The following is a 25,303-nucleotide window of genomic DNA, read 5'->3' on the forward strand; positions in this document are numbered from 1 at the left end:
AATAAAATGAATATTTAGGCAAAAAGGAGCCGTGTCATTCGAATGTAATGACATGGCTCCTTTTGTGTAACTGTCGAGATAAAATGATGACATGATTTTATTTTCTTTTAAATCTGTGTAGAAAAGATTTTTTTAAAAATGGATTATCCTCACCAATACATTTAAAGAATTCGGTTCCCTTTAATTCTTGATCGATACTATTATCTGAACTAGCCTTAACTTTGGGTGATAGTGCATTAACATACGCCATGGATGGTTTGATACCATACCGGTTTACATTCTCGTCTAACTTAGACATGCGATAAAGTAGGCGATCCGTCTGTTTATTATAAACAAAATTTTCTCTGTCATAATCAAATAACTTACGCCATTTTTCTTGTCCAGATTCATTGGCGTCATCATATCGAGTTAGAGGAAAATACTTGGGGAGCGGCTCATTGATTTCTTGGTAATATTCTTTAAAAATAGCTCGCGTGAGTGCTAAAAAGTCATTTTTAGAACCGTTGCGATAAGCGTTCCATTTAGTTTCGTCATCAGATATTTTTTCAGCGAATCTCAAAACAAAATCTTGGAATAGTTCGTTATTCGTTTGATCACTAATTTCATGATAGGCTTTTAGTGATGCTTCTTTAAAGTCATCGTTAAATACAGCGTCATGCTTTAAATAATAGCTTCTACGGCGTGCACGTTCATTTAAGGTATAATCTTCACTATTAGTTGTTGTAATCATTGCTGGATAACTCGTATGTTGTGTGGCGACATTATTATTAAGTGTCATCACTAACTCTTCACCACGCTTAGCATTGGTGAAAAAATCGTTCGGTAATTCATCAACCAATAAGGGGGTTACATTTTCTTCACTTAACCAGTCGTGTAAAAGTTTGACCGTATTCGCTCCTTTTTGATAATCATTTTGATAAATTAAGTCATAAGCTATAAAATCATCTTGATTCTTATTGGATTTCACCATTTTAGAGATAATTCTTAAAAGACTTGATTTACCTGAGTTAGCAGTACCACCGATAAACAAAATTTGTGGAATGTCTCGTGCCTCTTCGTCGTCTGGACGACCAATATTACTCCTAATAATGGAAATAAATGGCGCGTTGAAAGCAAATAAAATGGCTTCATAAATCCTTTGGCCATATTCATCTGAATAATCTAGGGTAAATTTGTGGTAACTTTCAATTAATTGATCGATAGTATGTAAACTATCTTTTAATGCATCATGGGATATATGCTTGCCAAATGGCAATAATCTATTTTTATTTAGTGGGTCGAGGGTAAAGAGTCCTGACTGGTTATTATTGATATCAATATTGGCGCTGCTAAAAGTTAAAAGGGGACGTTTGCTAGCCATACTATTGTTATCATGCGCATGGAGTTTAATTGAAAGAACCTTATTAGCTTTCTTTTTTTCTGTTTGCTTCGTTACTAATCTGTGATTACCTTTATTCTTACTAATAATATTACTAATTAATTCAAAAACCTGATCAGATTTAAGGTTGTCGTTCTGCGTGTCTTCAAATTCCTGAGTTCCAGCAACCTTTTCATTATTAATTTGATTTACTAATTCGCCTGTATTCTCAGGAATCAGACCAACCTTCATGTCATCACGTAGGGTTTGTACCACGTCACTTAAGTCGTTGGTTTGAATGTTTTCTAAATCATTAGCAGTAAATATCGTTGCAGTGACTAGCCTGTCTTGCTCCGACAATTTAGAGTTATCACTCATACGTTGTTGAATAATTTTAAAGGTGTTTTTAGAAATGTAATCGGTCAAAATCGGCTCTAAGTCATAAAAATAGCGTTGCTGATAAAGGTCGAATAGAGGTGAATTATCGTAAATCAAAACTTCTTCAAATTGATTGTATTGTGGTTCAAAAGCTTGACTAGATAAATTGGCCGACCCAATACTCAAACGAGTTTCTTGGGTTGCATCATTGCTAAGTAAATAAAATTTTGAGTGAATAACATTCCCGGGTTTGGGAACTTTAACTTGAATTTTTTTATCAATCACTTGTTTTTTAACCGGCGTATCTAATTCGCTAAGAAATTGCAGTGATTCGTTAGTAAGCTTACTTTTAAATGAAGACTTCAAGGTTTGCTTTAGTAATTCATCGTTGGTAGCTGCCTGAACCCGTTCTTCGGGAATACCAACAACGATGTTAATACTATCAAAGTTAGATAGGTATTGGTTAATAAATTTTGGTGAGGCAGAGAAGGTTACAGCAGTGAGTTTATTGTATTTGGTTGAATCGAAAATCTCTTCAATTTCATAATCGACAAGCTCATTATTATAAATAATATTAGTGGTTTTTTGCATCAGCTTTCCTCCGGGTTAAGGGCAATGTTTTTTTGAGCGGTAATCTACGTACAACGACAGATAGTGAATGGTGCCTATAAATATAGTTCATAACCTATAAAAAATAGCGGTAAGTGACTGAAAAGCTTTCAATCATTTACCGCCTAGCAAAAGATAAGTTATTTATTTTTTGATATATCTCAATGAATTGTTTAAAACAAGAGATAATCTATTCAACCGATTTCTTTAAAAATGGTAATTTTTCACGCATAAAGGGAATAACCCAACGGTCTAACCCGATTTTTCCAGCGTTAAATCCTGCGACCAGAATAATAAGTTCTAAGAATAATAGCAATGGATTAGTAGAAATCATTCCTGCTAGTAGGTAGTTGAAGTTTAATCCCATAGCAAAGAAGGTAGCTGCAGTCGTTAACGTTCCAAAGATCAAGCCCAGACCAATGAACAATTCACCATATTCAACCAAGAAATTAAATACGTCAATATTAGGTTGGACGACTGATTTTAAGAATGACGTGTAGAAATCATAAGCTGGTTGTCCATTAGCATCCTTAACGGGATTCTTAATTGCCATGTCAATCATACTACTTGCTGAGAAGTTTCCAGAAGAAATCTTTCCAAACCCAGACAAAAACCAGACAATACCTACATATAAACGAATGATTGTACTAATCACCATGCTTGTTTTAGATGAACGTAACCATTTAACCATAAAAATACCCCTTTCAAAAAGTAAGCGACCTAAGTGTAGCGAAAAAAATTTGGGATGTCCAGTCTTTGTAATAAAATAATATGGATTGTAATAGGATATATCATTACAAATTAAATTGTAATATAATATTTTTTCTGTGTTCTTATTATAAGTAAGACCCGATTGTGTCGGTAGTTGTCTATTAATTCATTAATTAACATATCTTCATATAATTTAATGCTTTTTATCTACAAAAATAAAATATATTAATTATAAAATTGTTATTATTTTGTAAAAGTGTTATTAGAATGTAAAAAAACAGATATTAAAAATATATGTTGAACATCTTTTCTTTTATAGTTTATATCTATAAATAATAATGTAATTTTCGGGTTTCATGTACTCATGCGTATACATATGTGTATTTGATAATTGACATGTGAATTCCTCCTTGCTGTCGTTAATTGGAAGATAGATAAATAGTAAGGGAAAAGGTTTATACTAAGTTGTGCACTGTTTTTGTTCAAAGCTATGATTTATTTTAAAGGAGGTGACAAAATGAACCTTGAACTGTTATTTGGTCAGATCGTTCTCATGTTTGCGTTAATGCTAGTAGGAGTGGGAGCTAATAAAGTGAAATTTATGCATGAGCAAACCGCTAGTGATTTAACTAACGTTTTACTATATGTTGTTTCACCGTGTTTAATCATAGAATCATTTGAAAAGCCATATTCAGCTAGTCGAGTTCATGCTTTGTTAGTGAGTGCGTTAGGACTGATTGTTGTTTACGGGATACAAATTATAGTGTCAAAATTTGTCTTTAAAAAAATTAAAGATAAAAATTTACGGAGAATTGTGGAGTATGGCAGCATTTACTCCAATGCAGGTTTTATTGGTATTCCGATAGTCAGTTCTCTATTTGGTTCGACTGGTGTTTTTTATGCCGTAGTGCCTCTGGCCCTTTTCAATATCTTTAATTGGACACATGGTGTAGGGCTTTTTGCCAATGAAGAAAATGCCGCCAGTCGTCTTGAAAAATTGCGTAGTGTATTGTTTAATCCCAATATTATTGCTATTTTTATTGGTTTAATATTATTTTGTTTTTTCTATCAAATTACCTAGTTTACTTAGCCAAATTATCGATTATATTAGTTCCATCAACACCCCTGTGTCAATGCTCGTAATTGGGAATAGTTTAGCTAATATTGCTCTGAAAAATTTTAAAATTAATCGTTCTATTTTGATGTCTCTATTTTTACGCAATTTAATATACCCTCTCGTAACGGCGTTAGTCATGCAATCATTAGGACTTACTGGTAATCCCTTGTCTACGATGATTCTAATGATGGCCTGTCCTGTTGGAGGAATGGTTGTGTTGTTTACTCTACAAAGTCGTGGTAAGCAAGAACCAGCCCTCGCGCTAATGGGAACATCAACCTTATTGAGCTTATTCACGATTCCAGCTGTATTTCTCATTAGTAATTTGTTTACTTAAACTTTTGAATATTTTTATTTCATGAGTGAATTTTCACATTATAGTAGGAGGCAAATAGCAATCGGCAGTACAAAAGAATAAGATGACCAGGCAGGTATTCAGCTAAATTATCTTCGCGGTGGTTTGAAGTTGATGCTAAGACCACTGAAAGTGCTATAACAAACTATATGGGGGGCGAAAAATCCACGAGTTGATGTATAGAAGGAGAATATGAAGGATAGAACAGTTGAAACGATGTAATATCACGCCGTTAAAAGCCGCCCTAAACTTGAATAAGTTGGGCGGCTTTTAACTATAATAAAGTAATTATTTTTGTTAAATCCTATTGTTGGAAGTGATAGTGCTTCCTAATCTAGTTATTTCACTGAGTCATGGTACTTACCAGTCATTGAACAATCCGAATTATTTTATTCCCAATCATCATCATTTAACCACGCGGCTAATTTTTCTGGTGTGTCTAGATCCTTTGAAGGGACAAATTTTGAATAAAATTGAAGATTTTTAACATCCCGTTCCCTTTGCTGATCCTCAGTTAACCTTATATCACCAGCTAGCTCATTGGCAATTTTTTGTAAACTTTCTCCCCAAATTCGTAATTTATCTGAAATGTCTAGTAAGTCCTCTGAACTATTAACTGATTCAATATCTTCGATAATATCCTTATGGCGTCCATTGAGATGTGTTACGTCATGAATCAATAGTTTTTTCTCTATTTCCAAAGCGTCAAGGTCCTCGAATACTTGATAAGAGTCTTGCCCGCCAAATTTACGGATAAATGTTTTTAATTCGTAATCAGTCATTGCATGAATCTTATAGTAAATCAATTCGGATTTTTGCTTTGCATCTTTTTTGCCATTTAACTCTGTTATGTCTGACCATTCGTTATCTGCGATGGCGTACAAGTCATTAATGCTTATTAGATAATCTCCATTATGTAACGGTTCATTTTTCAATTTCTGAAACAACTCTTGCATGTTGCTGGCTTCAACCGTTTCTTGCAAACTGCCGTTTTTGCTTCTTTTAGTCCATCTAATCATTATTAATTATCCTTTCTTAAAAAGGCTAAATTTACGTCTATCAACCATATATCATAGTAGGATGCAGTAGTTTAGTAGATATAGCCGCATCGATATGTAATTCAAAGAGAGGTTCAAGGTGATATTTATGGGGCTGATCCCCCAAAATATTTAAGTTACTTTTATCATATCATTTTCCGATGATACAGGGGAAATGACTCGCAGATAAGCTTAATGATTGGTAGAAACTTCCAATTGACTAATTTTTTGGTGATTAATTATTTCAGTTTATCTTAAAAATTCGTACGAAAAAATGAAAAAGTAGTCATTTTATGAATTTACATTGTTCAAATACCAGATATTTTTTAGGTTGGCTATATTCAGTTAAATGTTATAAAGTACGAACAATAGCAGTTGGTTTTGTGATTATCATTAGTTGTATTATTGTGAATTAAATAACGCTTTTATGAATTAAAATTTAATTTAATGTATTACAAAATACATTATATACACTTCATTATATAGTAATTAAAATAAAATATAACAAGTATGAACATTTGTAAAAAAGTGAACTTTATTTACTAATCTTTTTTATAATGTTAAGTTATTGGTGAAAATAAAAAACGAGGTGGGTGGATTCATGCATTTTACGAAAGTTATTCAAGGTAGTTATTATTCTTCTGTATCTTCAAAAAAGGTTGCTTTTTATGAAAATAGCCTAGTTTGTCTAAATGATGAAGGACGAATTGGTCAGATTGTTCAACAAGATGATCCAACATACCATAATGTTTTAGATCAAGCTAAGGCAGACAATATTTTATGGACATTAGCAGATGATCAATATCTGCTACCAGGATTTATTGATACTCACGTACATGCACCACAATGGCCAAATATTAGCCAAGCGTTGAACAGTTTTGAAGAAGATTGGTTCTTCAATTACACATTTCCATTAGAGGCTAAATTTTCAGATGCTGCCTTTGCACATAAGGTATATGACAACCTTGTTCACACATTAATCGACAATGGCACGACAACAGTTTTGTATTTCGGATCACTTGATAATGCCGGGAACGTTGAATTAGTTAAGTCATGTCAAAAATTCCATCGACGTGGTCTAATTGGGAAGGTGGTTATGGATAATCCTGACGAATGTCCTGATTATTATCATGATGAATCAACTGAAAGTGCTTTAGCTGATACAGAAGCATTTATCCACACTGTTGATAAAATGAACGCAGGTCAATTTATTAAAATGCAAGCCGTTATCACACCACGTTATCTAACATCATGTACTTTAGAAGGTATGCGTGGTCTTGGAGAATTGGCTAAGAAATACAATCTACTGATTCAATCACATTGTAGTGAAAATAACACGGAAGATGCTTATGCTTTAGATAACTACAACAAACGCGATTCAGAAATGCTTGATGAGACTGGTTTATTAACAGATAAAGCCATTATGGCTCATGGTACGCTACTAAATAATTTTGATTTAGATCTTTTCCAGGAACGTGGTACGTCAATTGCTCACTGTCCAGTTTCAAATGGATTTCATGGAACAGCAGTTTTACCTGTTAAAAAAGCCCTTGAAAAGGATATTAATGTTGGTCTAGGAACGGATATTTGTGGTGGTTATGAACCAAGTATATACCAAACACTACGTCAGGCGGCTATGGCATCAGCAATGCTTAGTGATGGCGTAGATAACAGCATTGCGACTGATAAACGTGGCGTTGGTGATGCTCGTATCACAGCAGATACTGCATTCTACTTAGCAACTGCTGGTGGCGCCAAAACATTGCACCTTAATACGGGAGTTGTTCAAGAAGGGGCCTTTGCCGATCTACAAATCGTTCATTCAAAGTATCCTGAATTTATTGAGCAAACACCTTATACTCGTTTTGAAAAGTTAATGTACGAAACAACTACTAATGAAATCGATGTCGTCTTAACACAAGGACTTGTTGCTAAAGGGGAAATCAAGTAATGGCTGAAGATAAAAAAGCAGATGGGTTAATTTTAGGACCTGATGATACGTTGCCAACCTCTGAGGCAACTGTTTTAGGTCTTCAGCATGTCTTAGCGATGGATGCTTATGTTGGTCCGTTATTGATTGCTAGTATGCTAGCGTTAAGCGCAACGCAAACATCTTCATTTCTACAAGCTGCTTTTCTAGCCTGTGGTTTTGGAACAATTATTCAAACAGCAGTCTTTATGAAAATGCCTCTTTCACAAGGACCATCGTTCGTTCCTGCAAGTGCCATTGTTGGCATTTATTTTGCCAATGGTGGGAACAACGGCGGGATGTCCGTTGTCTTAACCTCATGTTTGATTGGTGCCTTACTCCTAATATTATTAGGAATATCTGGTTGGTACGAAAAGATTATCAACCATCTTTTGCCGCCGGTTGTTGGTGGGACTATCATCACTTGCGTTGGGTTAGGGAACTTACCTAATATGATGAATAGTAATATTTTTCATGCTGCTGGAAATGACTTTGAAAATATCGCTTTAGCCGGTATCACCGTGGGAACACTATTAGTTGTTGTAACGATTGGAACTTATATTACTAAATTACACCGTTTTCTAAAAGTGTCTTCTATTATCATTACGATGATAGTGGGTATTATTGTTTCAATGATGATGGGCCGTATGGACTGGAGTAGCCTATCCTCAGCTGCTTGGTTCAGTTTTCCAAAGTTTACGATGTTCCACTATGGACTTAATTTTAATCTATCAGCTACTATTACATTTATTATTATTTACATGGTCCTAACAGCTGAAACGACTGGTACTTGGTTTGCCATGAGTGCGGTCACAGGTAAAGAGATTAAGGGCAAACAATGGAATCACGGTATGATTGGTGAGGGTATCAGTTGTTTAGCTTCTGTCTTAATTGGTAGTGTACCCATGACTGGGTATTCAACTAATGCTGGTATTGTTGCAATTACTGGTGTTGCTAGTCGTAAAGTATTCGTTGCCGCTGGTTTTTGGTTCATGGGCTTAGGGTTATTTAGTAAGTTAGCTGCCTTGTTAGCTGCTATTCCATCCCCAGTAATTGGTGGTATCGGAGCCGTTGTCTTGGTTATCATCATGCTAAACGGACTAAACACCATTGGCGATCTGAAAACAGCTGGTAATCAAAGTTACATTATTGGTATCCCAATTTCAGTCACAATGTCTTTGGCCCTGCTACCTGATAAATTTAAGGAAGCTGCGCCACAGATGTTACAATATTTAATTGGATCACCAATTGCTGTTGCTGCTATTACAGCAATTGTTTTGAATTTAATTTTAAACCGTAAATCTATGACAACCGTTCAAACAGAAGGTGCACAATAGTAAATGAGTGGGGATAAGATAGTTTCGATTAAATTAAAAAAGCAGACAAGCTAAACTGGATATTCGTCAAATTGTATTTATAGAAGAGCTATTTAATTGAATAGATTAAACATTAGGCGGCTGAATTTTTCATGAATTTGGCTGCTTTTTGTGTATAGTTTTGTAAGTGGGGAAACTTATAGATAAACTATTTTGAATGCCTATTGCTATCAGGTATTAAATACTTAAAATGGGTTGGGGGCACCTATATATAGATTTAATGAATTTAGTTAGTATAAGGATGAACTAGAATTAGTGACAAAATTTTGGGGTAAATTAAATGGGTTGGATTAAATTAGGGAAAAATACAAAAACGTACTGAATTAGCTTATTAAGCCTTGAGTTGAATCAACAAAATACAAACGTTCAACAAATTATTGATGCGATTGGAAATTTCCTATAAAATTCTAGTTGTATGAACTTTATTCTTAACTATACACAGTACTATAAACGTTGATACAAAGGCGTTTAGAGACGTGTATAGTTTTTTTATTACATTGATTACAAAATAATGACAGACTGATTTTTAATCAAGTATATAGCTAGTCACCGGACTTAGTTCGGTCAATTTTTTTGGTAAGGATTTCTAGTATCGATATTAAAAAGATAGGAGGTGATAATTAATGAATTATAAAGATGCAGCTACCTTAGGACAAGCAGTTAAAACTTGGCGTGAAGATCATCATTATCGCATGGGTGATGCAGCTAAAGTAGCAAATATTCCATATGCAAGTTTTCAACGTATTGAGTATGATCAGGGAAATCCGCGTATTAAAAATTTAGCATTAATTGCACGAGCCCTTGATATGTCAACGGATGAAGTCATTGCCCGTTGGTTTAACGACGATGATGACAAACAAAAAGATCAATAACTGAAGGTAACATCTGACATCGCAAATGAATGATGTTATCAACAGCTATTGATCTTGGAAAATTAAATAAATTACCCTCTGTTGCGATTAGTACTGGCATACTTTTTAAAACAGAAAGTACATGTATCATTTTCAAAAAAATGATGAAAATGAGCTGGTTTTAGTGTGCCATTTTTTAGCACCAAACCTAATGTAAATTCATTATAGCATAATATATTATGCCTTGTGAAGTCATGAATGAAGTGAGTTCACGACTTAGGATGATGACTGGTATTACATGACGTTACTAAGAGCCACAGAGGGGGTATAGTAGCGTTTTTTGACTATACCAAAATGGTTCTAAGAGCAGTTACGGTATGCGACGTGGTAACTTGTATGAGCAATTAAGGGGTTCGCATCGACTACACGTCGTCAGAAAGGTGCCAGAGAACGTTGTAGCGAACGTTTAAAGTAATGTGGTGTTTATTGGTAGCCACTGGTGGTGACAACCAGACAAACGCGTCAAAAGGTCAGGGTGGACGTACTGAAAATGGCGTCACACGGCAATCACAATGGCTTCATGGTGCTTAGTTCATAATTCGACCGTTTAACTCGAAATGATGTTGTGATGGTAGCTGGGCAGTGCTGGCTTTAAACGTGTGCCAATTCTTGTAATTGGACGACAAAACAGTGATTTTGATCACTCTGATCGCAGTTAGTGTTTTGTTGGAATAGCTCGCTCAAGGGCGAACTCTCCTAACTAACGCTACGCGTTGTTGATGAGTTGTTAAGCATCAGTCTAATTAATGATTAACTACATGAAGTATGTCGTTTTGTTGTCCAGCAAGTCGGACTGAACGGAGAAAGAATATGTTAGAAATTGATAAATTAAAAACGATTGAACGCATGGAGCATCAACCAACAGCGTATGTGTATGTTGCTTTCGATAAGACCTTTTCAACTATTAGAGCTTATGCCGATAAGCAAGCCGATTTACATAAGCAAGTCTTGACAATGCAAGCACAAAAGGCAGAGATTTTTTGGTTAGGACGATTGTCTAAAGCAGCCTGGGATGATGTGATGCAGCATTGGCAAAAGCGGGTTAGATTGCAGGATTGTATTGTGTTAGAAACAGTGCGTGGGTGGAGGTGAATGAAATGAATTACCAGTACATTGCAGTAGATTGGCAACGACGTCATATCTTATTAAGTGCTGAATCAATGGCGAGTTTGAATCGGCTAATCTTATCTGAAAAAGGGCAAGCATTAATTCATCAACAAGCTGTTTGGATATACCGTATTGAGGCAGAAGTATTTGTCAAAGTGGTACAAGAAATTAATCGAACTGGTGTCGCTTTTAGTCAATTAGTACGACCTGATCATTAGGTAATTGTGGGAGGTAGGTTATGTGGGAGCAATTAGATTTATTTGACCAGCAGTTAGTTGTGACCAAACAAAAAACAGTCTATTTTGCCAGACCATTAACCGGTACTGGTTTGAGTAGTGTGGGACAATTTGTCAGCTCAGTTAATGAAAGTGAGATACTAAATGGACAGATAGTGACTGCAATAGATAAGCAACTATTTGTGATTGAAAACCCCGTTGCTAGTACGCAAATGATTCCAGAAAAAGACATCATTCAAGTTACTAAAACGCAACAAAATCTAGAACAGTTTTTAAGTGATAAGTTACAAGCTAGTTACCCAATTATTCGGATACTATTTGATGAATAAGGGAATAAGAGGAGGAAAGAATTATGCAAACAAATATTCATGTGGGACGTCTGTTAAAAACATTTAATGTGCAAATGGTGGGTGAGAAAAAAGACATTAAAATGGTGCGTTTAGATTTGGCAGTTAAACGGTATTTGAGTCAGAAATCCCAAACTGATTTCATTTATTATGTGGCGTTTGGTAAGACGGCGGATATGTTATATCAGTATGCCAATAAGCAAGGACTACCACTTGAAGTTCATTTTAATATTCAAAGTCATCGCTATGAAATGACCGACGGTCAGCGTAAATATCAAACCACTAATGTGATCACATCATTCATGCCCTGGTCAACTAATAATCAAGATAAATCTGGTGTGACAGATGATGAACTGTCAGCTGCAAATGACGAAACAGAGGCAGATGTTTTACAAGGATTAGCCGGCCTAGTTGCAGATGATTTAGAAATTAGATAGGAGGTTTTCATGCAGCATGTCAAAGTTAAATATAGTGAAAAACCGCATCTAAAAGAAGGTACTGGTTGGTTCAGTCGTTGGTGGTATCGCAGACGTGTTAAGCATGATAATCGGCAATATAATCACTACGATCAGCAACGCAGAACCGTCACGTTACGTTTCCTAAGTTTACTCGGAATAGCTGCGGCTATTTTGATTTATTCTATGGTAATGCCACGGCCGTCAAGTACCGTTTCAACCAAATTAAATCAAGAGATGGCGTTTGGTAATCAAGGCACTAATGTTGCCTTAACAAAGAAAATTTTTAATGATGAAACGGGACTATTAGAATTACATTTTAAGTTCACCGGGAACGTTGATGATTCGATTACCACAGGCATTAATATGAAACGGTTTAAGTTGTCATTTGCTGGTGATCGGTACATTCAAAATGGGCAATCCGAGTATCATATTGTGGCCACTTCACCTAATACGATGGTCGTTCAATTTGAGAAATTAAAGACTAATTTTCAAGATGTACGCGTTAGTTTTGCAGACAAAACAATTGATACGGAAAGTATCAAAACGGCGGCTAATGATGACGAAAGTGCTGCCAATAAACAAGCCAAAGCAAGTGATCAATTGGCGATAATTATCATTAACAATGATGATAAATTACCAACTAATCAACAACGTAAGGTATTAAGCAAAAAGCAACTAGTTGTGGCCCAAACTAGGACAAATATTCAAGAACATGAACACAATATTAAAGAAAATCGTGCTGCGATTAAAGAGTGGCAAGTAGCCATTAAAGAGCAAACTGAAAACGTGCGGGTAACGCGTCAACAAATGGAAGATATGACTGATAAAGAACGGTCACAAGCTAACGAAACAATTGCGTCTTATGAATCAAAAATGACCGATCTCAAGAAAAATATTAGTGATGCCAAGACTGATATTCAGAGTGAAAAAGACAAAATTACACATTTAGAAAAACAAAAAACCAGGCAACAACATGGGCAACTGAATGTTCCTAAATTAGCGCAATAACTTTTGCGGAATTGCTGCAAAAAATCAGTGATTCCGCAATGTTTTTTTCCTAATGGTTGGTTCAGCTATGGGGTAGCCCTAGGTGTAGCAGTGGGGTATTTAGAGGTGTAGTTATGGGGTAGCCACCGGGGTATTCATGGGGTATTTTTTAAAAACTGGTGACGTCACAAGAAATGCCCGCACAGCGGTACTATGGAACAACGTGACATCATTTACCCTTAACCTGTTATTTATTATTGATGTACTTGAACTTTAATTTAGGTACGATAAGAAATTTGAATTTTGACTTAACGATGGAGGTTTAATTTAATGGTAAATCGAATTACTATGCGAGACTTATCTGATCATACTTTGAAAATTATTGACGAAGAAGCTGAACGAAATAATATTTCACGAAATGCTTTGTTACAGATTGTGATTGAGAACTTTGCGAATAACTTAGAACAAGCCAATGCTAACGAAATTTTGTTGGAACCTTTGCAAGATGTGACAAAACAATTAAATACGTTAACGCATGCAACAACCGAATCACAAGTAGCTATTTCGCATGATCTAACAGCACTAACCAACAGCATTCGACAACTCATTAAGTACATGTACGACGATACATTTGAATAAAAGGAGAAACAAAATGTATGGTTACCAGCGACGATGGTTGCGTCGATTAATGGTGATAGTAATGACAGTGGTAGCAATCTTAATTTTTGTTAAACGAGATGTTATTTTAGATCATCTTTTTAATCAATTTAGTCAGTCAACAGTTGCACCTAAGACACCGCAAAAAGAGGACCCACAGAAAAAATTAGCCACATAAGATTTTACAAATCAACAAGTGATTGCAGTTAATGATAATCAACCTAACTTTACAACGAATGATCTAAAAACGGACGAAGGACCCTGGCAAAAATTATCTCATCGTGATTGGTTAGGACGACCTAGACAAGCCAATGCGTTGTTGAACAAACAGCAAATGCCAACTACAAAACGCAAAGCATTAACGGTGAAAACACCGGGGTATAATGTCTATCAATTTAAGCAAAATAATCAACAAGTTTATTTATACAATCGGTCACATTTAATTGGTTATCAGCTGACTGGCTTGAACAATGATGCCCGTAATTTAGTGACGGGTACGCATGCAATGAATGCCATTCATGAAGAAGATAACCAAGCCTCAATGGAAACTTATGAGAATCAAATTGCAACTTATTTACGGCAATCATCAAAGCATTATGTTCGTTATCAAGTGACCCCATTATATCGAAACGTCGAACGCGTACCACGGGGTATTGAAATGGCTGGTCAATCGATTGGTGATGATGTGATTAAATTTCATGTTTATATTTTCAACAGTCAACCAGGTTGGCAAATTAATTACTATACAGGCACAGCTTTACAACAAAATGAGGAGAAATAATTATGCAAACATTAAGTGAATTTCGTCAAAAATTGCAGCGGGAAAATCAGAATCGTATCAAGTATTTACGAGCAAAATTTAAAAATTATGCCGATGAGGATTTGGATGAAAAAGTTTCCGATGAACTAAGAGGGTTGATCAACGTCACCGAAATTTTGAATCATGAACCACCGAAGAAAATAGCCGTCGTCGACAAGTCGCTGTTAAAACTAGTCAACAAGAAGCCTGGTACCGTGATGCATTAAAAGATTGGTTAGGTCAGCATCCTGAAGTCGGGGTTAGTGGCGATAATAATGGTGGGATGTATCGCTTTGCCTTAACTTTTTTCGTTAATCAAGTGGTTTTAAATCCCAAAAACAATAGTCTGTCATATGCTGATTTATTAAAAGTCATGGATAAAATCAATGACCCAGATCCAATGTTAAATCAAATCAATTTACAGATGAACGATTTAAAAGAAATGACCTCATTTATTGCAGCCATGGATTACTTAGAAAATATGCAAGTCTTTGGTCCAACGCGACAAATTGATGAAATAATTCAAACGGATATTCGTTCAGAAATTGATGAGAGTAGTCAGTATGCCAAAGACTATGATGCCTACCAGAAGCGTCGTAAAAATGATCTCGCAAACAAACGTCAGCGCCGTCGCGGTGAAGGAATGGAGTTTAAACATGACTAATCAAAATTTTGATTTACAAGCAGCCTTAGAAAAATTACATGAAGAAGATTGGTTGCACCCGGGTCAAGCTGCCTTTCAAGATAAGATGATGGTTCAAGAAGTTGAGACGGAGAAGAAGTATCGGCAAAAAAATTATTGGCTTGCGCAATTTTCTCATTTATTAATGAACCAGTATCAACAAAGTAGTCACACGTGTGCCAGAATTTTGCATCAAACAAGTCATAAAAGTATTACGCGAGCTGTTGTCCGTTACCCGGAATCAGATTTTGCCACTTTAACTGATGTTCAGGAAAGTTTAGCAGCTTATGCACAACAACAAGGGGTGAAAACAGATGGTTAAAACAGGGGGCTTTGCGAATTTTGCAACGGGGGAAAAGAAAACAGGTGCTGTACTATTACCAACCCACTTTACGACAGCAGCACAAGCAACGAAAGCAGGTAAACAATTTGGTAATCTAGTACGCACTTATGCTGCTAAAAGTTCAAAAGTAATGGATGAAAATAACCAAGCTTTAATGGATGTGACCGATGCTGAACAAGCACAAAGCGCTAGTGATAGTTTTGGTTACAGTTCCCGTTTTTCCGCTACCGGTGATGAACACCCGTTGTTTGATAGTGATACGTTAAATATAACCGATGAGCAAATGGACAAACTAGAAGATACACTAAATTTAGCACAGGCAAATGGCAATATTTTACATGAGATGGCATTCTCGATGCGGGGTGATTGGTTAGTTGAAAATGGCTTGTATGACCCTGAAACGAAACAGTTAGATCAAGATAAATTGAAACGTGCTGAACAACATATCGTGAAAGATTTGTTCGAAAAAGGTGGCCCACAACCCTTAGGCGAAGGACCCGATGATGTGGTTTGGTTTGGCGCAGTACATCAAGACACTGATCACTTAAATATGCACATTTGGTATGCCAAGGTTTCACCTGAAACCCGCCCTAGTATGTTGCACAAAAATGGTGGACCTAAGGGGGTCATTGATTTCAAAGCGAAACATCAAGCTGAAAGTAAATTCCGTTATGAACTAGAGTCGGAAGCGACCAAAATGCAACGGGCAAATGTATATGAAGCCGTCGGTAATTACCGAGGTCAAATTAAGCAAGATTCACTCACCAAACTGGATCAAGCTCATAAATATACGCCGGACCTGCAGAAAATTTATGACATTTTACCGCAAGATTTACGAGGACGTTGGAAAGTCGGTAACACTGATACGTTAGTGACGAATGACAAAAGCTGAATGGCACCAGCTAATCGTCGAATGAACACGTTAATTGATAAATTATTGACATATGAATTAAAAGACGACTACCAAGCATTTAAGACGACGGCCCAAAAGATGGATGCCATGATGACTGAAACACACGGGCAACAACATCAAGGCCAAGCGAAATGGTCAGAGATGCAAGACCAACGATTACGTAAAGAATTAGCGAATGGTATTTATCGGCAGTTTAACGAACAGTTTAAACTAGGCAGTCATCAAAATGATGATCAGTTCCATAAGCAAGCTAATGGTAATTTTGAAAAAGCGAAACAAAAACAACAACCAGCAGAAACGCCACAACCTAAGCACCATAAAGCGGCCCCCTTAGGTAAATTAAATAAGATTGCCAAACGGATGACGAAACAAAGTCGGCAAGAAATGCAACAAGTACAGAGGATGTTGCAAGAGACAATGGCAGAGCAAAGTCAGGATGTCAGTGATGAATCACTTTCACGGCATCTATGAGTTCTTACTAAAATAAATTATTAATCAATACAAAAAGTGCCACAAACACTGATATATTAGTGCTTGTGGCATTCTTTTATGTTATAATAGTTGTACAGGTTAAAGGCGGTGGCTGACTTTCTATTAGGAAGAAGGTGATGCCTATGAATGCAATTCATGGACACCAGAATCTAACGAAAGGAGGATCAGCCAGAAATGTCTGTTCACGATGCAATGTCCTTAGTGATATTGTTCGCGACTTTCTTGTTGGCGTTGTTGACGTATATCGACAACCACAACAAGAAGTAAGACAAACTAAAAAACCGCCCCATACTTTGACGAGTTAGGCGGTTTTAATTATTTTAAAATCAGTCACCGTTAAAGTAACCTGGGCCTCGTGTTGGTAGCACGGGGCTTTTTGTTTACAAATAAATTATACCATAGCTATGAAAAATCCCCAAATTTTAAGGTGTCCGGAGTCTGTAGAATAATAAGCATAAGGTTTGATATGGAAGTTGAAATACTTCTGTAACATACCTTGTGCTTATATTTTTGTCAAAAAGGCTTAATTTATTAAGAAAACCTAAAAAATGAAAATAAGCACGAAAAAAAAAGACCAACCAGTGGCTAGTCGATTATGTACTTTGAAAACTAGATATAAAAATTGATTACTATAAAATAATGTCTCGACAACCTTATTCAAAAATCAAATTTACTTAACTAATCTTCAATATGATAATTGTAAAGTATTTTGTGAATTATAGCAATCATGGTTAGCTGTTAATTAGCTAACTCGGAGCCTCTAAAAGAGTGTAGAGAGAACAGTCTAGGACAGTTACTAAAATCTAAGTAATTTTGTTACTCCGTTAGAAAAAACCTCAGTATCGATGCGATGTGTGCATACAGTGGCATGTATGTTACACCAAAGGTTCTGAGTCATGAAAACAACAAAATTATGAGAGATTATACATGCACAGAGATATAGTCAGTATGGTTTGTTGAATAACGTGCCAATTGTTAATTTTCAAAACAAAAATATAGTCACAAATTGATTCAATAGTAAAAAAAGTTTTATGAGAATGTTATTTAATGAGTAGTATATTTATTTAGCACTTACAATATTTTCTGGTAGCGTCAAGAATCTTGTGTAAATGAAATGCCCTCTAACTTAAATTAATGATGCTTCCAAGGTGTCCTGGAGTCCTTTGAACCCTCGGTAGATCCGCTTCAGAGACTTCTCGTTATAAACATTAAACTGAGAAACCAGGAAGCAATCCAGGGAATCTTCCGTTGGAAATTGTTCTTTGTGGTGGGTGGTGCGCTTGAGATGCTTATTAAAGTTCTCAATCAGGTTAGTGGAGTATAGTGATTGCCGGATAGCTGGTGGAAAGTCCATGAAAGTGAGTAAATTCGGCATTTTAAGCAGATCTTTGATTAATTTGGGATAGGTCTGATGTCAGTTGTTGGCGAACTCATTCAGTTTCAGTTCGGCTGCTTCACGGTTGGCGGCCCGATGAACTTGTTTAAAGTCACTGATCACGGCCTTGCGGTCTTTTACGCGAACTTTGTTCACCAGATTCCGCCCAACATGAACCAGGCAACGTTGTCGTTTGGTTTTAGGGAAATGCCGATTCAAGCCTTCATCCAAACCAACTAACCCATCGGCCACAAACAACAGCACATCTTTAACGCCCTGCTTGATCAAGGTTCCCAGCAGTTCAGTCCAGATTCCAGTCGATTCCGTTGGCGCCACTTGGTAGTTCAGCACTTCTTTCGTACCATCTGGACGAATGCCAATCGCAATATGAACGGCTTCTTTTTGAACGGTATCCCGCTTTAACGGCAAGTAAGTGGCATCTAAGAAGATGGCCGCATATTGTGAAGCCAGTCGACGTTGCTGGAAAGCTTGAACCTGTTCATTGACGGCTTTAGTTATGTTGGAAACCGTGGCTTTGGAGTAGTGAGCACCGTACATTTTCTCAATGAGTTCGGCAATTTCAGCAGTGGTAATTCCCTTGGTATACAACTGAATGACCGTTGTTTCTAAATTATCACTGTGCCGACCGTAGGCTGGCAAGGTATGATTTTCAAACCGGCCATTGCGATATCGAGGAATGGTTAAGTTAAGTTGGCCGTACTTCGTATCAAACGAGCGCTCATAACTGCCGTTGCGGTTATTACCAGTGTTAATCCCAGCGTATGAGTAGCGTTCGTAACCTAAAAACTCTGCCAGTTCGGTTTGAAGCAGTTGGTTAATCGCAATTTCTAGGTGGTGACGAAAAACTTCGTCCAAATCTTGCTTTTGGGCTAGTGCAGCGATAATTTCTGTGGTAAGTTCATTCATGGGGAATGCCTCCTGTGATGTTTTCTGTGATTACTAAATATCATAAGGGAAGGCATTCCCTATTTCTATACAATTCAAAAATCTTTTATGCATTTACACAAGATATTTTACGCTCTCATTTGACGCTTTTTAAGATTTTGTGTATCAATAGACTATGCAAAGTTATTATGTCTTAAAGCGGCTTTTAAAGGGATTGAAAGGGCTTTGATTCAAAAGCTATTTCTGAAAATACTAATACTATGTTATTTGGATTAAAATTGTTTTGGTTTCACTAAATAGTCGACATCAGTCTGGGTTGCTCAGAAGTCCAAGCAGCCATTGGTTGGTATATCAATTTTTATAATCCCAATCGTATCTCAAATGTCGCCTAATTAACTGAACAAAAATAGTCCAATTTATTGACTTCTGAGCATTCAGTCAAGCCCATATCTTTCGTTAAGATTTATGTTGCAACCTATAGTTATAAGAAATGAATATGGCAAAAAGTGATTAGGTAATGTTTATTAATCCATGATCATTAGTCTTCATTTGTAATTGATAAAAATCAAAGTGCTTGACAATGATAAGGGGTAATTATAAATTACATGTAAGTTCATTAAACTACATTTGTAGACGAAGGTTGTATTACCAAAAGGAGACAAATCGTATGAAAAAAACAATTATAAGTAGTCTTTTATCTGTAGCATTATTAAGTTCTTATCCACTAGTGAATAAGGTAGGCGCGAATACACTTGATGATGCAGATAATGCTGCTCAAGCTGGCTCGAAAACGGTGGCTAGCGAAGCAACGGATAAATCTCAAACAGGCCACGAAGGTATGAAACATGATGAATCTGGGAAAATTCCAGAAGGATTGGTAGAGGCAGAAAATCCAACTTATCCAGAAGGAAGCGAAGTAACGATTCAAACCGATCACATGCCAGGAATGATGGGAGCTACAGGTGAGGTTGTAGGTGCCTTTGATTCAATTACCTATGAAATCACCTATAACGATACCAAAACAGGAGAGGAAATCGCCAATCACAAATGGGTTGTACACGATGAAGTTGAAAATGCCCAAGACGAGCCTTACCAAGTAGGTGACAAAGTCGTTCTAGAAGCTAACCATATGCCCGGTATGCAAGGGGCGACCGCAACCATTGATTCGGCAGAGGACACCACTGTTTATATGGTCACGTACACGGATACAGAAACAGACGATACTGTTGAAAATCATAAATGGCTAACAGAAGAAGAATTAGGGGAAGAAGAACAAGACTCAAGCCAATTTTGGAGAGCACGTACAGTAGAAGAAGTACAAGCAGATGTTTCCCAATACGATACATTAGAAGAACTTCAAAATTACGAAGTGGTTGGGGGAGATACTCTCTGGGCGATTTCTCAAAGTACTAATTTTTCAGTAGACGATTTAACTGAAGCATTTAATATTAAAAACGCTGATTTAATATTTGCTAACTACACACTTGAAAATCAACCATCATTAGAAGATAGCTATGAGAACCAGATAATTAGCGAGTCCAAAAAAACAAGAGATATGGATAATATGGGGAGATATGAAGCATGATGAGTCGGGAGAAATTACAGAAGGCTTGGAAGGAGCTGAAAATCCGATGTACGAAGTAGGAGAATCTGTTATTCTTAAGCACGGTCATATGCCTGGAATGGAAGGTGCCGAAGCAACTGTTTCTGGCGTATTTGCTACGACGGCTTATGAAGTTTCTTTCAATTCAACCAATGGTGGAGAACGAGAGGAAAATCATCGCTGGGTTATCCACGAAGAAATTTCTGAGTCAACCAAAGGCGCATTTGAACCTGGAGAAGAAGTGACATTAGAAGCCAACCATATGGAAGGTATGGAAGGAGCAACTGCAATAATTGATGACGCTGTAACTACGAATGTTTATATGGTGGATTACCAGCCAACAGATGGCGGAGCAGTTGTTCGCAATCATAAATGGTTTGTTGAAGAAGAATTAGCTCAATAATTACTAGTGGTACATTAAAATACCTAAAATTTGCCCTCATGATTTTAACTTTAACAGTCATTATGTACTTTCTAATGTTTGTGAATGTCAATGAATTTGCGCACATTTACTTGAGTCAAACCCGTGTTTATATGGCTATTTTGATGGGCGCAGTCATGGCTATTATTATGATGGGTTTTATGTGGAAAATGTATGATAATAAAAAATTAAACGCCGTTATAATGGGGCTTTCAGTCTTACTCGTGCTGGGATCGTTTGGGCTTATTCAAAACCAAGTTGGCGTAGATGATACTGCTTGGATGAGAGCTATGATTCCACACCATTCTACAGCTATTATGACGAGTGAAAATGCCAATCTCACAGATTCACGGGTGCAGTAATTAAGCGAAGAAATTATCCAAGCCCAAGAAGAAATTGCTGAGATGGAACAATTAATTGAAGATATAGAAGAAAACGGAGAAGAATAAACATTCAATCAATTTAAGAAGTAAATCAATGGTAACCTTATAATTAGTGTTGGGTAAAGATAGGAAAACAAAGGCAATAATAGCTGGTTACATTTATTTAAAAAAGACTTTACAAGAATGGTTTATAATAGTATAATTGTCTCAAACATTTAAGTTTACGCATGTAGACAATAAGGAGGGAAAGAGAATGAGTACAATAGTAGTTAACCCTCATATCACAGATGCTGAATGGGAAGTTATGCGTGTAGTCTGGGCGAATGGTCGAGTGACTAGTAAAGAAATCATCTCCATATTGAAAGAAAAAATGGACTGGAAACCAGCCACTATTAAAACGCTCTTAGGTCGACTGGTTGAAAAAGGCGTACTAAATACAGAGCAAGAAGGTAGAAAATTTATTTATACTACCAATATTGAAGAGAAAGAAGCCGTAGGAAATTATACAGACGATATTTTCAACCGTATTTGTCGAAAGAATGTCGGGAATGTAGTAGGGAGTATCATTGAAGATCATGTCTTAAGCTTCGATGATATCCAGCGACTAGAAGAAATATTAGAGATGAAAAAAGCTTTCGCAGTAGAAGAAGTGGATTGTCAGTGTACAGAAGGGCAATGCGAATGCCATTTACATCATCATGGAGGATAAGGAGCGAAAAATTGGAGAATAAATCGTTTGCCATAGAAGGTATGACCTGTGCGTCTTGTGCGCAGACAGTAGAAAAAGCGGCAAAAAAGTACGTGGGGTCACACAGTCTTCTGTGAACCTAGCAACAGAAAAGTTGAGTATAGAATACAATGAACCAACTTTTTCGGTAGAAAATCTACAAAAAGCGGTGGATAATTCAGGGTATGAACTGATTGCCCAAGAGGGAAAGACGCAAACCTTTGCAATTGAAGGGGTTGAATCTGTAGAGGTTGATTTAGCGACTAAAAAAGCAGTACTTGAAAGTCAAACAGAGAATGATACCGAAACGCTCAATGCTGCTTTAGCAGAAACTAACTATTCAGTATTAAGTGCATAAAGTACGAACACCATTTACTTATAGATAGTAGATAGAGATAAAGTATAGAACCCTTTTCATGAGGATTATATGCAGTGTTAGATGAGAAAGTTCTAAGACTTTAAAATCAGTCTCTAATATAATAAGGAGGAATTAAAAATGAGGAATAACAAACAACATTCGTCACATAGTCATCATAATCACGGCGACATGGATCACTCAAAACACGACCATAATGAAATGGAACATAGTCAGATGGATCACGGTAAGATGAATCATAGTGTGATGGATCACAGTGAAATGGATCATGGCGCAATGGGAGGGCATGCCCACCACCATCACGGTAGCTTTAAGGAGATTTTCTTGAAGTCACTCCCATTAGGAATTGCAATCTTACTCATTACTCCTTTGATGGAGATTCAGTTGCCTTTCCAAATTATCTTTCCTTATGCAGACGTTGTAGCAGCTGTATTGGCAACAATTCTATACATTTTTGGCGGAAAACCATTCTTAATGGGTGCGAAAGATGAGTTTAATTCAAAAGCTCCAGGCATGATGTCCTTGATTACTTTGGGAATAACGGTTTCTTATGCCTATAGTGTTTACGCAGTGGCCGCTCGATATGTGACTGGAGAACATGTCATGGACTTCTTCTTTGAGTTTACAACGTTAATTTTAATCATGTTATTAGGACACTGGATTGAAATGAAGGCATTGGGTGAAGCAGGGGACGCGCAAAAATCATTGGCTGAGTTGGTGCCGAAAGATGCTCATGTTGTTTTAGAAGACGATTCGATTGAGACTCGTCCAGTTGCTGACTTGCAAGTAGGTGATTTGATTCGTGTTCAAGCCGGAGAAAATGTTCCAGCAGATGGAACGATCCAGCGTGGCGAATCACGTGTAAACGAAGCGCTTGTGACTGGGGAATCGAAACCAATTGAAAAAAATCCTGGAGATGAGGTCATCGGTGGATCAACCAATGGTGGCGGATTCCTCTATGTGGAAATAAAGCAGACGGGCGATAAGTCCTTCATTTCTCAGGTTCAGACATTAATCAGTCAAGCTCAAAGCCAACCTTCTCGAACAGAAAATCTTGCACAAAAAGTTGCAGGATGGCTCTTTTATATTGCGGTTATTGTAGCTCTTATTACCTTTGTCATATGGATGGTTATAGCTGATGTACCAACGGCAGTTATTTTTACAGTCACCACATTAGTTATTGCTTGTCCGCATGCCCTGGGTCTGGCTATTCCATTGGTGACTGCTCGTAGTACCAGCTTAGGGGCCAGTCGGGGATTATTAGTGAAGGACCGGTACGCTTTGGAGTTGACTACAAACGCAGATGTTATGGTTTTAGATAAAACTGGAACTTTAACAACTGGTGAGTTTAAAGTATTAGATGTTGAACTCCTTAATGATAAATATACGAAAGATGAAATCGTTGCCTTATTGTCAGGTATCGAAGGTGGATCTAGTCACCCTATCGCTCAGTCAATTATTAGTTACGCAGAACAGCAAGAGATACGTCCAGTAAGTTTTGATTCGATCGATGTTATTTCTGGCGCTGGTGTAGAAGGTCAAGCTAACGGACATCGTTATCAATTAATCAGTCAAAAAGCATATGAACGTAATCTGGATATGGATATTCCAAAAGGAGCAACCCTCAGTGTCTTAGTAGAAAACGACGAAGCAATCGGTGCTGTAGCTTTAGGGGACGAATTAAAACCGACAAGTAAAGCCTTAATACAAGCCCTTAAAAAGAACAAGATTCAGCCGATTATGGCAACGGGTGACAATGAACAAGCGGCTCAAGGGACTGCAGAAATTTTAGGTATTGATTATCTAGCTAATCAATCTCCTCAAGACAAATATGAATTAGTTGAAAAACTTAAAGCAGAAGAAAAGAAAGTTATCATGGTCGGTGACGGGGTCAACGATGCACCTTCTCTTGCATTAGCAGACGTTGGTATAGCTGTTGGTGCCGGAACTCAAGTAGCATTGGATTCAGCCGATGTCATCTTGACACAGTCAGACCCTGGCGACATTGAATCCTTTATCGAGTTGGCTCAGAAGACCACACGTAAGATGAAAGAAAATCTTGTTTGGGGAGCAGGGTATAACTTTATCGCGATCCCAATAGCTGCAGGAATACTAGCACCAATCGGCATAACATTAAGTCCAGCAGTCGGTGCCGTCTTGATGTCACTTTCGACTGTAATTGTTGCCATCAATGCTATGACATTGAAATTAGATCCAAAATAAACAGTTATTTGGCACATGAAATAATTGAATGACCTTATCGTGTAAAAATACAATAGTTTCACAGGAAAGGAAGAGATGAAATAATTTAAAAAATCATCTCTTCCTTTTTGCTCAGAAGTCAATAAATTGGACTATTTTTATTCAGTTACTTAGGCAACATTTGAGATACGATTGCGATTGGGTATAAATAAAATAATTCAGGCACATGAATCATTCGAAAGAGTGAATTATGTGTATGTTTTAATAAGATTTGATATTTCTGTGATAAGGCTTATATTAAAGGTGTATAACACAACCAGAGACGATTGACACCTTAATTAGGCCCATGAGTTTCAATTTTGAACGTAAAGGGGAAATTCATAATGAAAGTGACACAAGCAGTACTAGACGATATTAAACGCACAACAGATCAGTGGCGCGCTTCAGATGAGAAATGAGATGCAGGACT

26 protein-coding genes and 4 pseudogenes are annotated in these 25,303 nt (G+C 36.9%); 26 read left to right on the top strand and 4 right to left on the bottom strand.

Features of this window, described 5'->3' with window-relative positions:
- Window positions 1–97 precede the first annotated feature (97 nt).
- Window positions 98–2,326: an Aq_aa27 family P-loop NTPase gene (locus tag FFM62_RS03860; protein WP_115470834.1), complete on the bottom strand. Its 2,229-nt coding sequence runs from the start codon at window positions 2,324–2,326 to the stop codon at window positions 98–100.
- Between the two features lie 208 nt (window positions 2,327–2,534).
- Window positions 2,535–3,035 (bottom strand): DoxX family membrane protein, encoded by a 501-nt coding sequence (locus tag FFM62_RS03865; protein WP_115470835.1) that lies wholly within the window; start codon window positions 3,033–3,035, stop codon window positions 2,535–2,537.
- Window positions 3,036–3,572: 537 nt separating this feature from the next.
- Between FFM62_RS03865 and FFM62_RS10445 the strand changes: the two genes are divergently transcribed.
- Window positions 3,573–4,136: an AEC family transporter gene (locus FFM62_RS10445; RefSeq protein ID WP_307722227.1), complete on the top strand. Its 564-nt coding sequence runs from the start codon at window positions 3,573–3,575 to the stop codon at window positions 4,134–4,136.
- A gap of 34 nt (window positions 4,137–4,170) precedes the next feature.
- Window positions 4,171–4,509, top strand: a complete 339-nt coding sequence (locus tag FFM62_RS10450) for an AEC family transporter (RefSeq protein ID WP_307722228.1) — start codon at window positions 4,171–4,173, stop codon at window positions 4,507–4,509.
- A gap of 407 nt (window positions 4,510–4,916) precedes the next feature.
- On the opposite strand, the gene FFM62_RS03875 is transcribed toward FFM62_RS10450, so the two are convergent.
- Window positions 4,917–5,546: a hypothetical protein gene (locus FFM62_RS03875; RefSeq protein ID WP_115470836.1), complete on the bottom strand. Its 630-nt coding sequence runs from the start codon at window positions 5,544–5,546 to the stop codon at window positions 4,917–4,919.
- A gap of 619 nt (window positions 5,547–6,165) precedes the next feature.
- Here FFM62_RS03875 and FFM62_RS03880 point away from each other — a divergent pair.
- The 17 genes from FFM62_RS03880 to FFM62_RS10280 all read left to right on the top strand — a co-directional run bounded on the left by FFM62_RS03880 (window position 6,166) and on the right by FFM62_RS10280 (window position 17,108).
- Window positions 6,166–7,515 (top strand): amidohydrolase family protein, encoded by a 1,350-nt coding sequence (locus FFM62_RS03880; protein ID WP_115470837.1) that lies wholly within the window; start codon window positions 6,166–6,168, stop codon window positions 7,513–7,515.
- Window positions 7,515–8,870 carry a uracil-xanthine permease family protein gene (locus FFM62_RS03885; RefSeq protein WP_115470838.1) on the top strand — a complete coding sequence of 452 codons (1,356 nt, stop codon included), beginning with the start codon at window positions 7,515–7,517 and terminating at the stop codon, window positions 8,868–8,870. Before FFM62_RS03880 ends, FFM62_RS03885 begins: the two co-directional genes overlap by 1 nt.
- Window positions 8,871–9,532: 662 nt before the next feature.
- Entirely contained in the window at window positions 9,533–9,781 is a 249-nt protein-coding gene (locus FFM62_RS03890) for a helix-turn-helix domain-containing protein (protein ID WP_115470839.1), read from the top strand.
- Between the two features lie 849 nt (window positions 9,782–10,630).
- Entirely contained in the window at window positions 10,631–10,912 is a 282-nt protein-coding gene (locus tag FFM62_RS03895) for a hypothetical protein (protein WP_115470840.1), read from the top strand.
- 5 nt (window positions 10,913–10,917) lie between these two features.
- Complete coding sequence (locus tag FFM62_RS03900; RefSeq protein WP_115470841.1) at window positions 10,918–11,145, top strand: hypothetical protein; 228 nt, start codon at window positions 10,918–10,920, stop codon at window positions 11,143–11,145.
- 20 nt (window positions 11,146–11,165) lie between these two features.
- Window positions 11,166–11,492, top strand: a complete 327-nt coding sequence (locus FFM62_RS03905; protein ID WP_115470842.1) for a hypothetical protein — start codon at window positions 11,166–11,168, stop codon at window positions 11,490–11,492.
- 23 nt (window positions 11,493–11,515) lie between these two features.
- Window positions 11,516–11,947 carry a single-stranded DNA-binding protein gene (locus FFM62_RS03910; RefSeq protein ID WP_115470843.1) on the top strand — a complete coding sequence of 144 codons (432 nt, stop codon included), beginning with the start codon at window positions 11,516–11,518 and terminating at the stop codon, window positions 11,945–11,947.
- 9 nt (window positions 11,948–11,956) lie between these two features.
- On the top strand, window positions 11,957–12,976 hold the full coding sequence (locus FFM62_RS03915) for a hypothetical protein (RefSeq protein ID WP_115470844.1): 1,020 nt from the start codon (window positions 11,957–11,959) through the stop codon (window positions 12,974–12,976).
- Window positions 12,977–13,285: 309 nt separating this feature from the next.
- A complete protein-coding gene (locus FFM62_RS03920; RefSeq protein ID WP_115470845.1) occupies window positions 13,286–13,594 on the top strand; it encodes a hypothetical protein in 309 nt (102 codons plus the stop codon).
- Window positions 13,595–13,607: 13 nt separating this feature from the next.
- Window positions 13,608–13,790, top strand: a complete 183-nt coding sequence (locus FFM62_RS03925) for a hypothetical protein (protein WP_115470846.1) — start codon at window positions 13,608–13,610, stop codon at window positions 13,788–13,790.
- Between the two features lie 18 nt (window positions 13,791–13,808).
- Window positions 13,809–14,393, top strand: coding sequence for a DNA/RNA non-specific endonuclease (locus FFM62_RS03930; RefSeq protein ID WP_115470847.1), 585 nt, complete (start codon window positions 13,809–13,811; stop codon window positions 14,391–14,393).
- Between the two features lie 2 nt (window positions 14,394–14,395).
- Complete coding sequence (locus FFM62_RS03935; RefSeq protein ID WP_115470848.1) at window positions 14,396–14,638, top strand: hypothetical protein; 243 nt, start codon at window positions 14,396–14,398, stop codon at window positions 14,636–14,638.
- A 56-nt stretch (window positions 14,639–14,694) separates the two neighbouring features.
- A complete protein-coding gene (locus FFM62_RS03940; RefSeq protein WP_115470849.1) occupies window positions 14,695–15,075 on the top strand; it encodes a hypothetical protein in 381 nt (126 codons plus the stop codon).
- Complete coding sequence (locus tag FFM62_RS03945) at window positions 15,068–15,415, top strand: hypothetical protein (protein WP_115470850.1); 348 nt, start codon at window positions 15,068–15,070, stop codon at window positions 15,413–15,415. Before FFM62_RS03940 ends, FFM62_RS03945 begins: the two co-directional genes overlap by 8 nt.
- A complete protein-coding gene (mobP2, locus tag FFM62_RS03950) occupies window positions 15,408–16,328 on the top strand; it encodes a MobP2 family relaxase (protein WP_115470851.1) in 921 nt (306 codons plus the stop codon). Before FFM62_RS03945 ends, mobP2 begins: the two co-directional genes overlap by 8 nt.
- The gene (locus tag FFM62_RS03955) at window positions 16,329–16,820 is read left to right on the top strand and encodes a hypothetical protein (protein ID WP_115470852.1); all 492 of its coding nucleotides are present in this window, start codon (window positions 16,329–16,331) and stop codon (window positions 16,818–16,820) included. It begins immediately after the preceding gene.
- 195 nt (window positions 16,821–17,015) lie between these two features.
- Window positions 17,016–17,108 carry a putative holin-like toxin gene (locus FFM62_RS10280; RefSeq protein WP_219843355.1) on the top strand — a complete coding sequence of 31 codons (93 nt, stop codon included), beginning with the start codon at window positions 17,016–17,018 and terminating at the stop codon, window positions 17,106–17,108.
- Between the two features lie 859 nt (window positions 17,109–17,967).
- Here FFM62_RS10280 and FFM62_RS03960 read toward each other — a convergent pair.
- Window positions 17,968–19,143: pseudogene (locus FFM62_RS03960) on the bottom strand (IS256 family transposase).
- A 646-nt stretch (window positions 19,144–19,789) separates the two neighbouring features.
- Here FFM62_RS03960 and FFM62_RS10105 point away from each other — a divergent pair.
- The 7 genes and pseudogenes from FFM62_RS10105 (at window position 19,790) to tcrB (ending at window position 24,855) form a co-directional block, all read left to right on the top strand.
- On the top strand, window positions 19,790–20,707 hold the full coding sequence (locus tag FFM62_RS10105; protein WP_147161009.1) for a DUF1541 domain-containing protein: 918 nt from the start codon (window positions 19,790–19,792) through the stop codon (window positions 20,705–20,707).
- Complete coding sequence (locus tag FFM62_RS03970; RefSeq protein WP_115470853.1) at window positions 20,697–21,128, top strand: YdhK family protein; 432 nt, start codon at window positions 20,697–20,699, stop codon at window positions 21,126–21,128. The genes FFM62_RS10105 and FFM62_RS03970 overlap by 11 nt, the downstream gene beginning before the upstream one ends.
- Before the next feature lie 38 nt (window positions 21,129–21,166).
- A pseudogene (locus tag FFM62_RS03975) lies at window positions 21,167–21,595 on the top strand (DUF305 domain-containing protein).
- 187 nt (window positions 21,596–21,782) lie between these two features.
- Window positions 21,783–22,238 (top strand): CopY/TcrY family copper transport repressor, encoded by a 456-nt coding sequence (locus FFM62_RS03980; RefSeq protein WP_115470854.1) that lies wholly within the window; start codon window positions 21,783–21,785, stop codon window positions 22,236–22,238.
- A gap of 55 nt (window positions 22,239–22,293) precedes the next feature.
- A pseudogene (locus FFM62_RS10480) lies at window positions 22,294–22,386 on the top strand (cation transporter); the annotation flags it as partial.
- 93 nt (window positions 22,387–22,479) lie between these two features.
- Window positions 22,480–22,614 (top strand): annotated as a pseudogene (tcrZ, locus tag FFM62_RS10210) (copper chaperone TcrZ); the annotation flags it as partial.
- Between the two features lie 138 nt (window positions 22,615–22,752).
- Window positions 22,753–24,855, top strand: a complete 2,103-nt coding sequence (gene tcrB, locus FFM62_RS03995; RefSeq protein WP_115470856.1) for a copper-translocating P-type ATPase TcrB — start codon at window positions 22,753–22,755, stop codon at window positions 24,853–24,855.
- Window positions 24,856–25,303: the final 448 nt, after the last annotated feature.

The organism is Weissella thailandensis (assembly GCF_005405465.1).
Classification (GTDB): domain Bacteria; phylum Bacillota; class Bacilli; order Lactobacillales; family Lactobacillaceae; genus Weissella; species Weissella thailandensis.

Excerpts from the sequence above, each read along its gene's own strand:
- FFM62_RS03860 (WP_115470834.1), bottom strand. The coding sequence starts at position 2,326 with ATGCAAAAAACCACTAATATTATTTATAATAATGAGCTTGTCGATTAT.
- FFM62_RS03865 (WP_115470835.1), bottom strand. The coding sequence starts at position 3,035 with ATGGTTAAATGGTTACGTTCATCTAAAACAAGCATGGTGATTAGTACA.
- FFM62_RS10445 (WP_307722227.1), top strand. The coding sequence starts at position 3,573 with ATGAACCTTGAACTGTTATTTGGTCAGATCGTTCTCATGTTTGCGTTA.
- FFM62_RS03875 (WP_115470836.1), bottom strand. The coding sequence starts at position 5,546 with ATGATTAGATGGACTAAAAGAAGCAAAAACGGCAGTTTGCAAGAAACG.
- FFM62_RS03880 (WP_115470837.1), top strand. The coding sequence starts at position 6,166 with ATGCATTTTACGAAAGTTATTCAAGGTAGTTATTATTCTTCTGTATCT.
- FFM62_RS03885 (WP_115470838.1), top strand. The coding sequence starts at position 7,515 with ATGGCTGAAGATAAAAAAGCAGATGGGTTAATTTTAGGACCTGATGAT.
- FFM62_RS03890 (WP_115470839.1), top strand. The coding sequence starts at position 9,533 with ATGAATTATAAAGATGCAGCTACCTTAGGACAAGCAGTTAAAACTTGG.
- FFM62_RS03895 (WP_115470840.1), top strand. The coding sequence starts at position 10,631 with ATGTTAGAAATTGATAAATTAAAAACGATTGAACGCATGGAGCATCAA.
- FFM62_RS03900 (WP_115470841.1), top strand. The coding sequence starts at position 10,918 with ATGAATTACCAGTACATTGCAGTAGATTGGCAACGACGTCATATCTTA.
- FFM62_RS03905 (WP_115470842.1), top strand. The coding sequence starts at position 11,166 with ATGTGGGAGCAATTAGATTTATTTGACCAGCAGTTAGTTGTGACCAAA.
- FFM62_RS03910 (WP_115470843.1), top strand. The coding sequence starts at position 11,516 with ATGCAAACAAATATTCATGTGGGACGTCTGTTAAAAACATTTAATGTG.
- FFM62_RS03915 (WP_115470844.1), top strand. The coding sequence starts at position 11,957 with ATGCAGCATGTCAAAGTTAAATATAGTGAAAAACCGCATCTAAAAGAA.
- FFM62_RS03920 (WP_115470845.1), top strand. The coding sequence starts at position 13,286 with ATGGTAAATCGAATTACTATGCGAGACTTATCTGATCATACTTTGAAA.
- FFM62_RS03925 (WP_115470846.1), top strand. The coding sequence starts at position 13,608 with ATGTATGGTTACCAGCGACGATGGTTGCGTCGATTAATGGTGATAGTA.
- FFM62_RS03935 (WP_115470848.1), top strand. The coding sequence starts at position 14,396 with ATGCAAACATTAAGTGAATTTCGTCAAAAATTGCAGCGGGAAAATCAG.
- FFM62_RS03940 (WP_115470849.1), top strand. The coding sequence starts at position 14,695 with ATGTATCGCTTTGCCTTAACTTTTTTCGTTAATCAAGTGGTTTTAAAT.
- FFM62_RS03945 (WP_115470850.1), top strand. The coding sequence starts at position 15,068 with ATGACTAATCAAAATTTTGATTTACAAGCAGCCTTAGAAAAATTACAT.
- mobP2 (WP_115470851.1), top strand. The coding sequence starts at position 15,408 with ATGGTTAAAACAGGGGGCTTTGCGAATTTTGCAACGGGGGAAAAGAAA.
- FFM62_RS03955 (WP_115470852.1), top strand. The coding sequence starts at position 16,329 with ATGGCACCAGCTAATCGTCGAATGAACACGTTAATTGATAAATTATTG.
- FFM62_RS10280 (WP_219843355.1), top strand. The coding sequence starts at position 17,016 with ATGTCTGTTCACGATGCAATGTCCTTAGTGATATTGTTCGCGACTTTC.
- FFM62_RS10105 (WP_147161009.1), top strand. The coding sequence starts at position 19,790 with ATGAAAAAAACAATTATAAGTAGTCTTTTATCTGTAGCATTATTAAGT.
- FFM62_RS03970 (WP_115470853.1), top strand. The coding sequence starts at position 20,697 with ATGAAGCATGATGAGTCGGGAGAAATTACAGAAGGCTTGGAAGGAGCT.
- FFM62_RS03980 (WP_115470854.1), top strand. The coding sequence starts at position 21,783 with ATGAGTACAATAGTAGTTAACCCTCATATCACAGATGCTGAATGGGAA.
- tcrB (WP_115470856.1), top strand. The coding sequence starts at position 22,753 with ATGAGGAATAACAAACAACATTCGTCACATAGTCATCATAATCACGGC.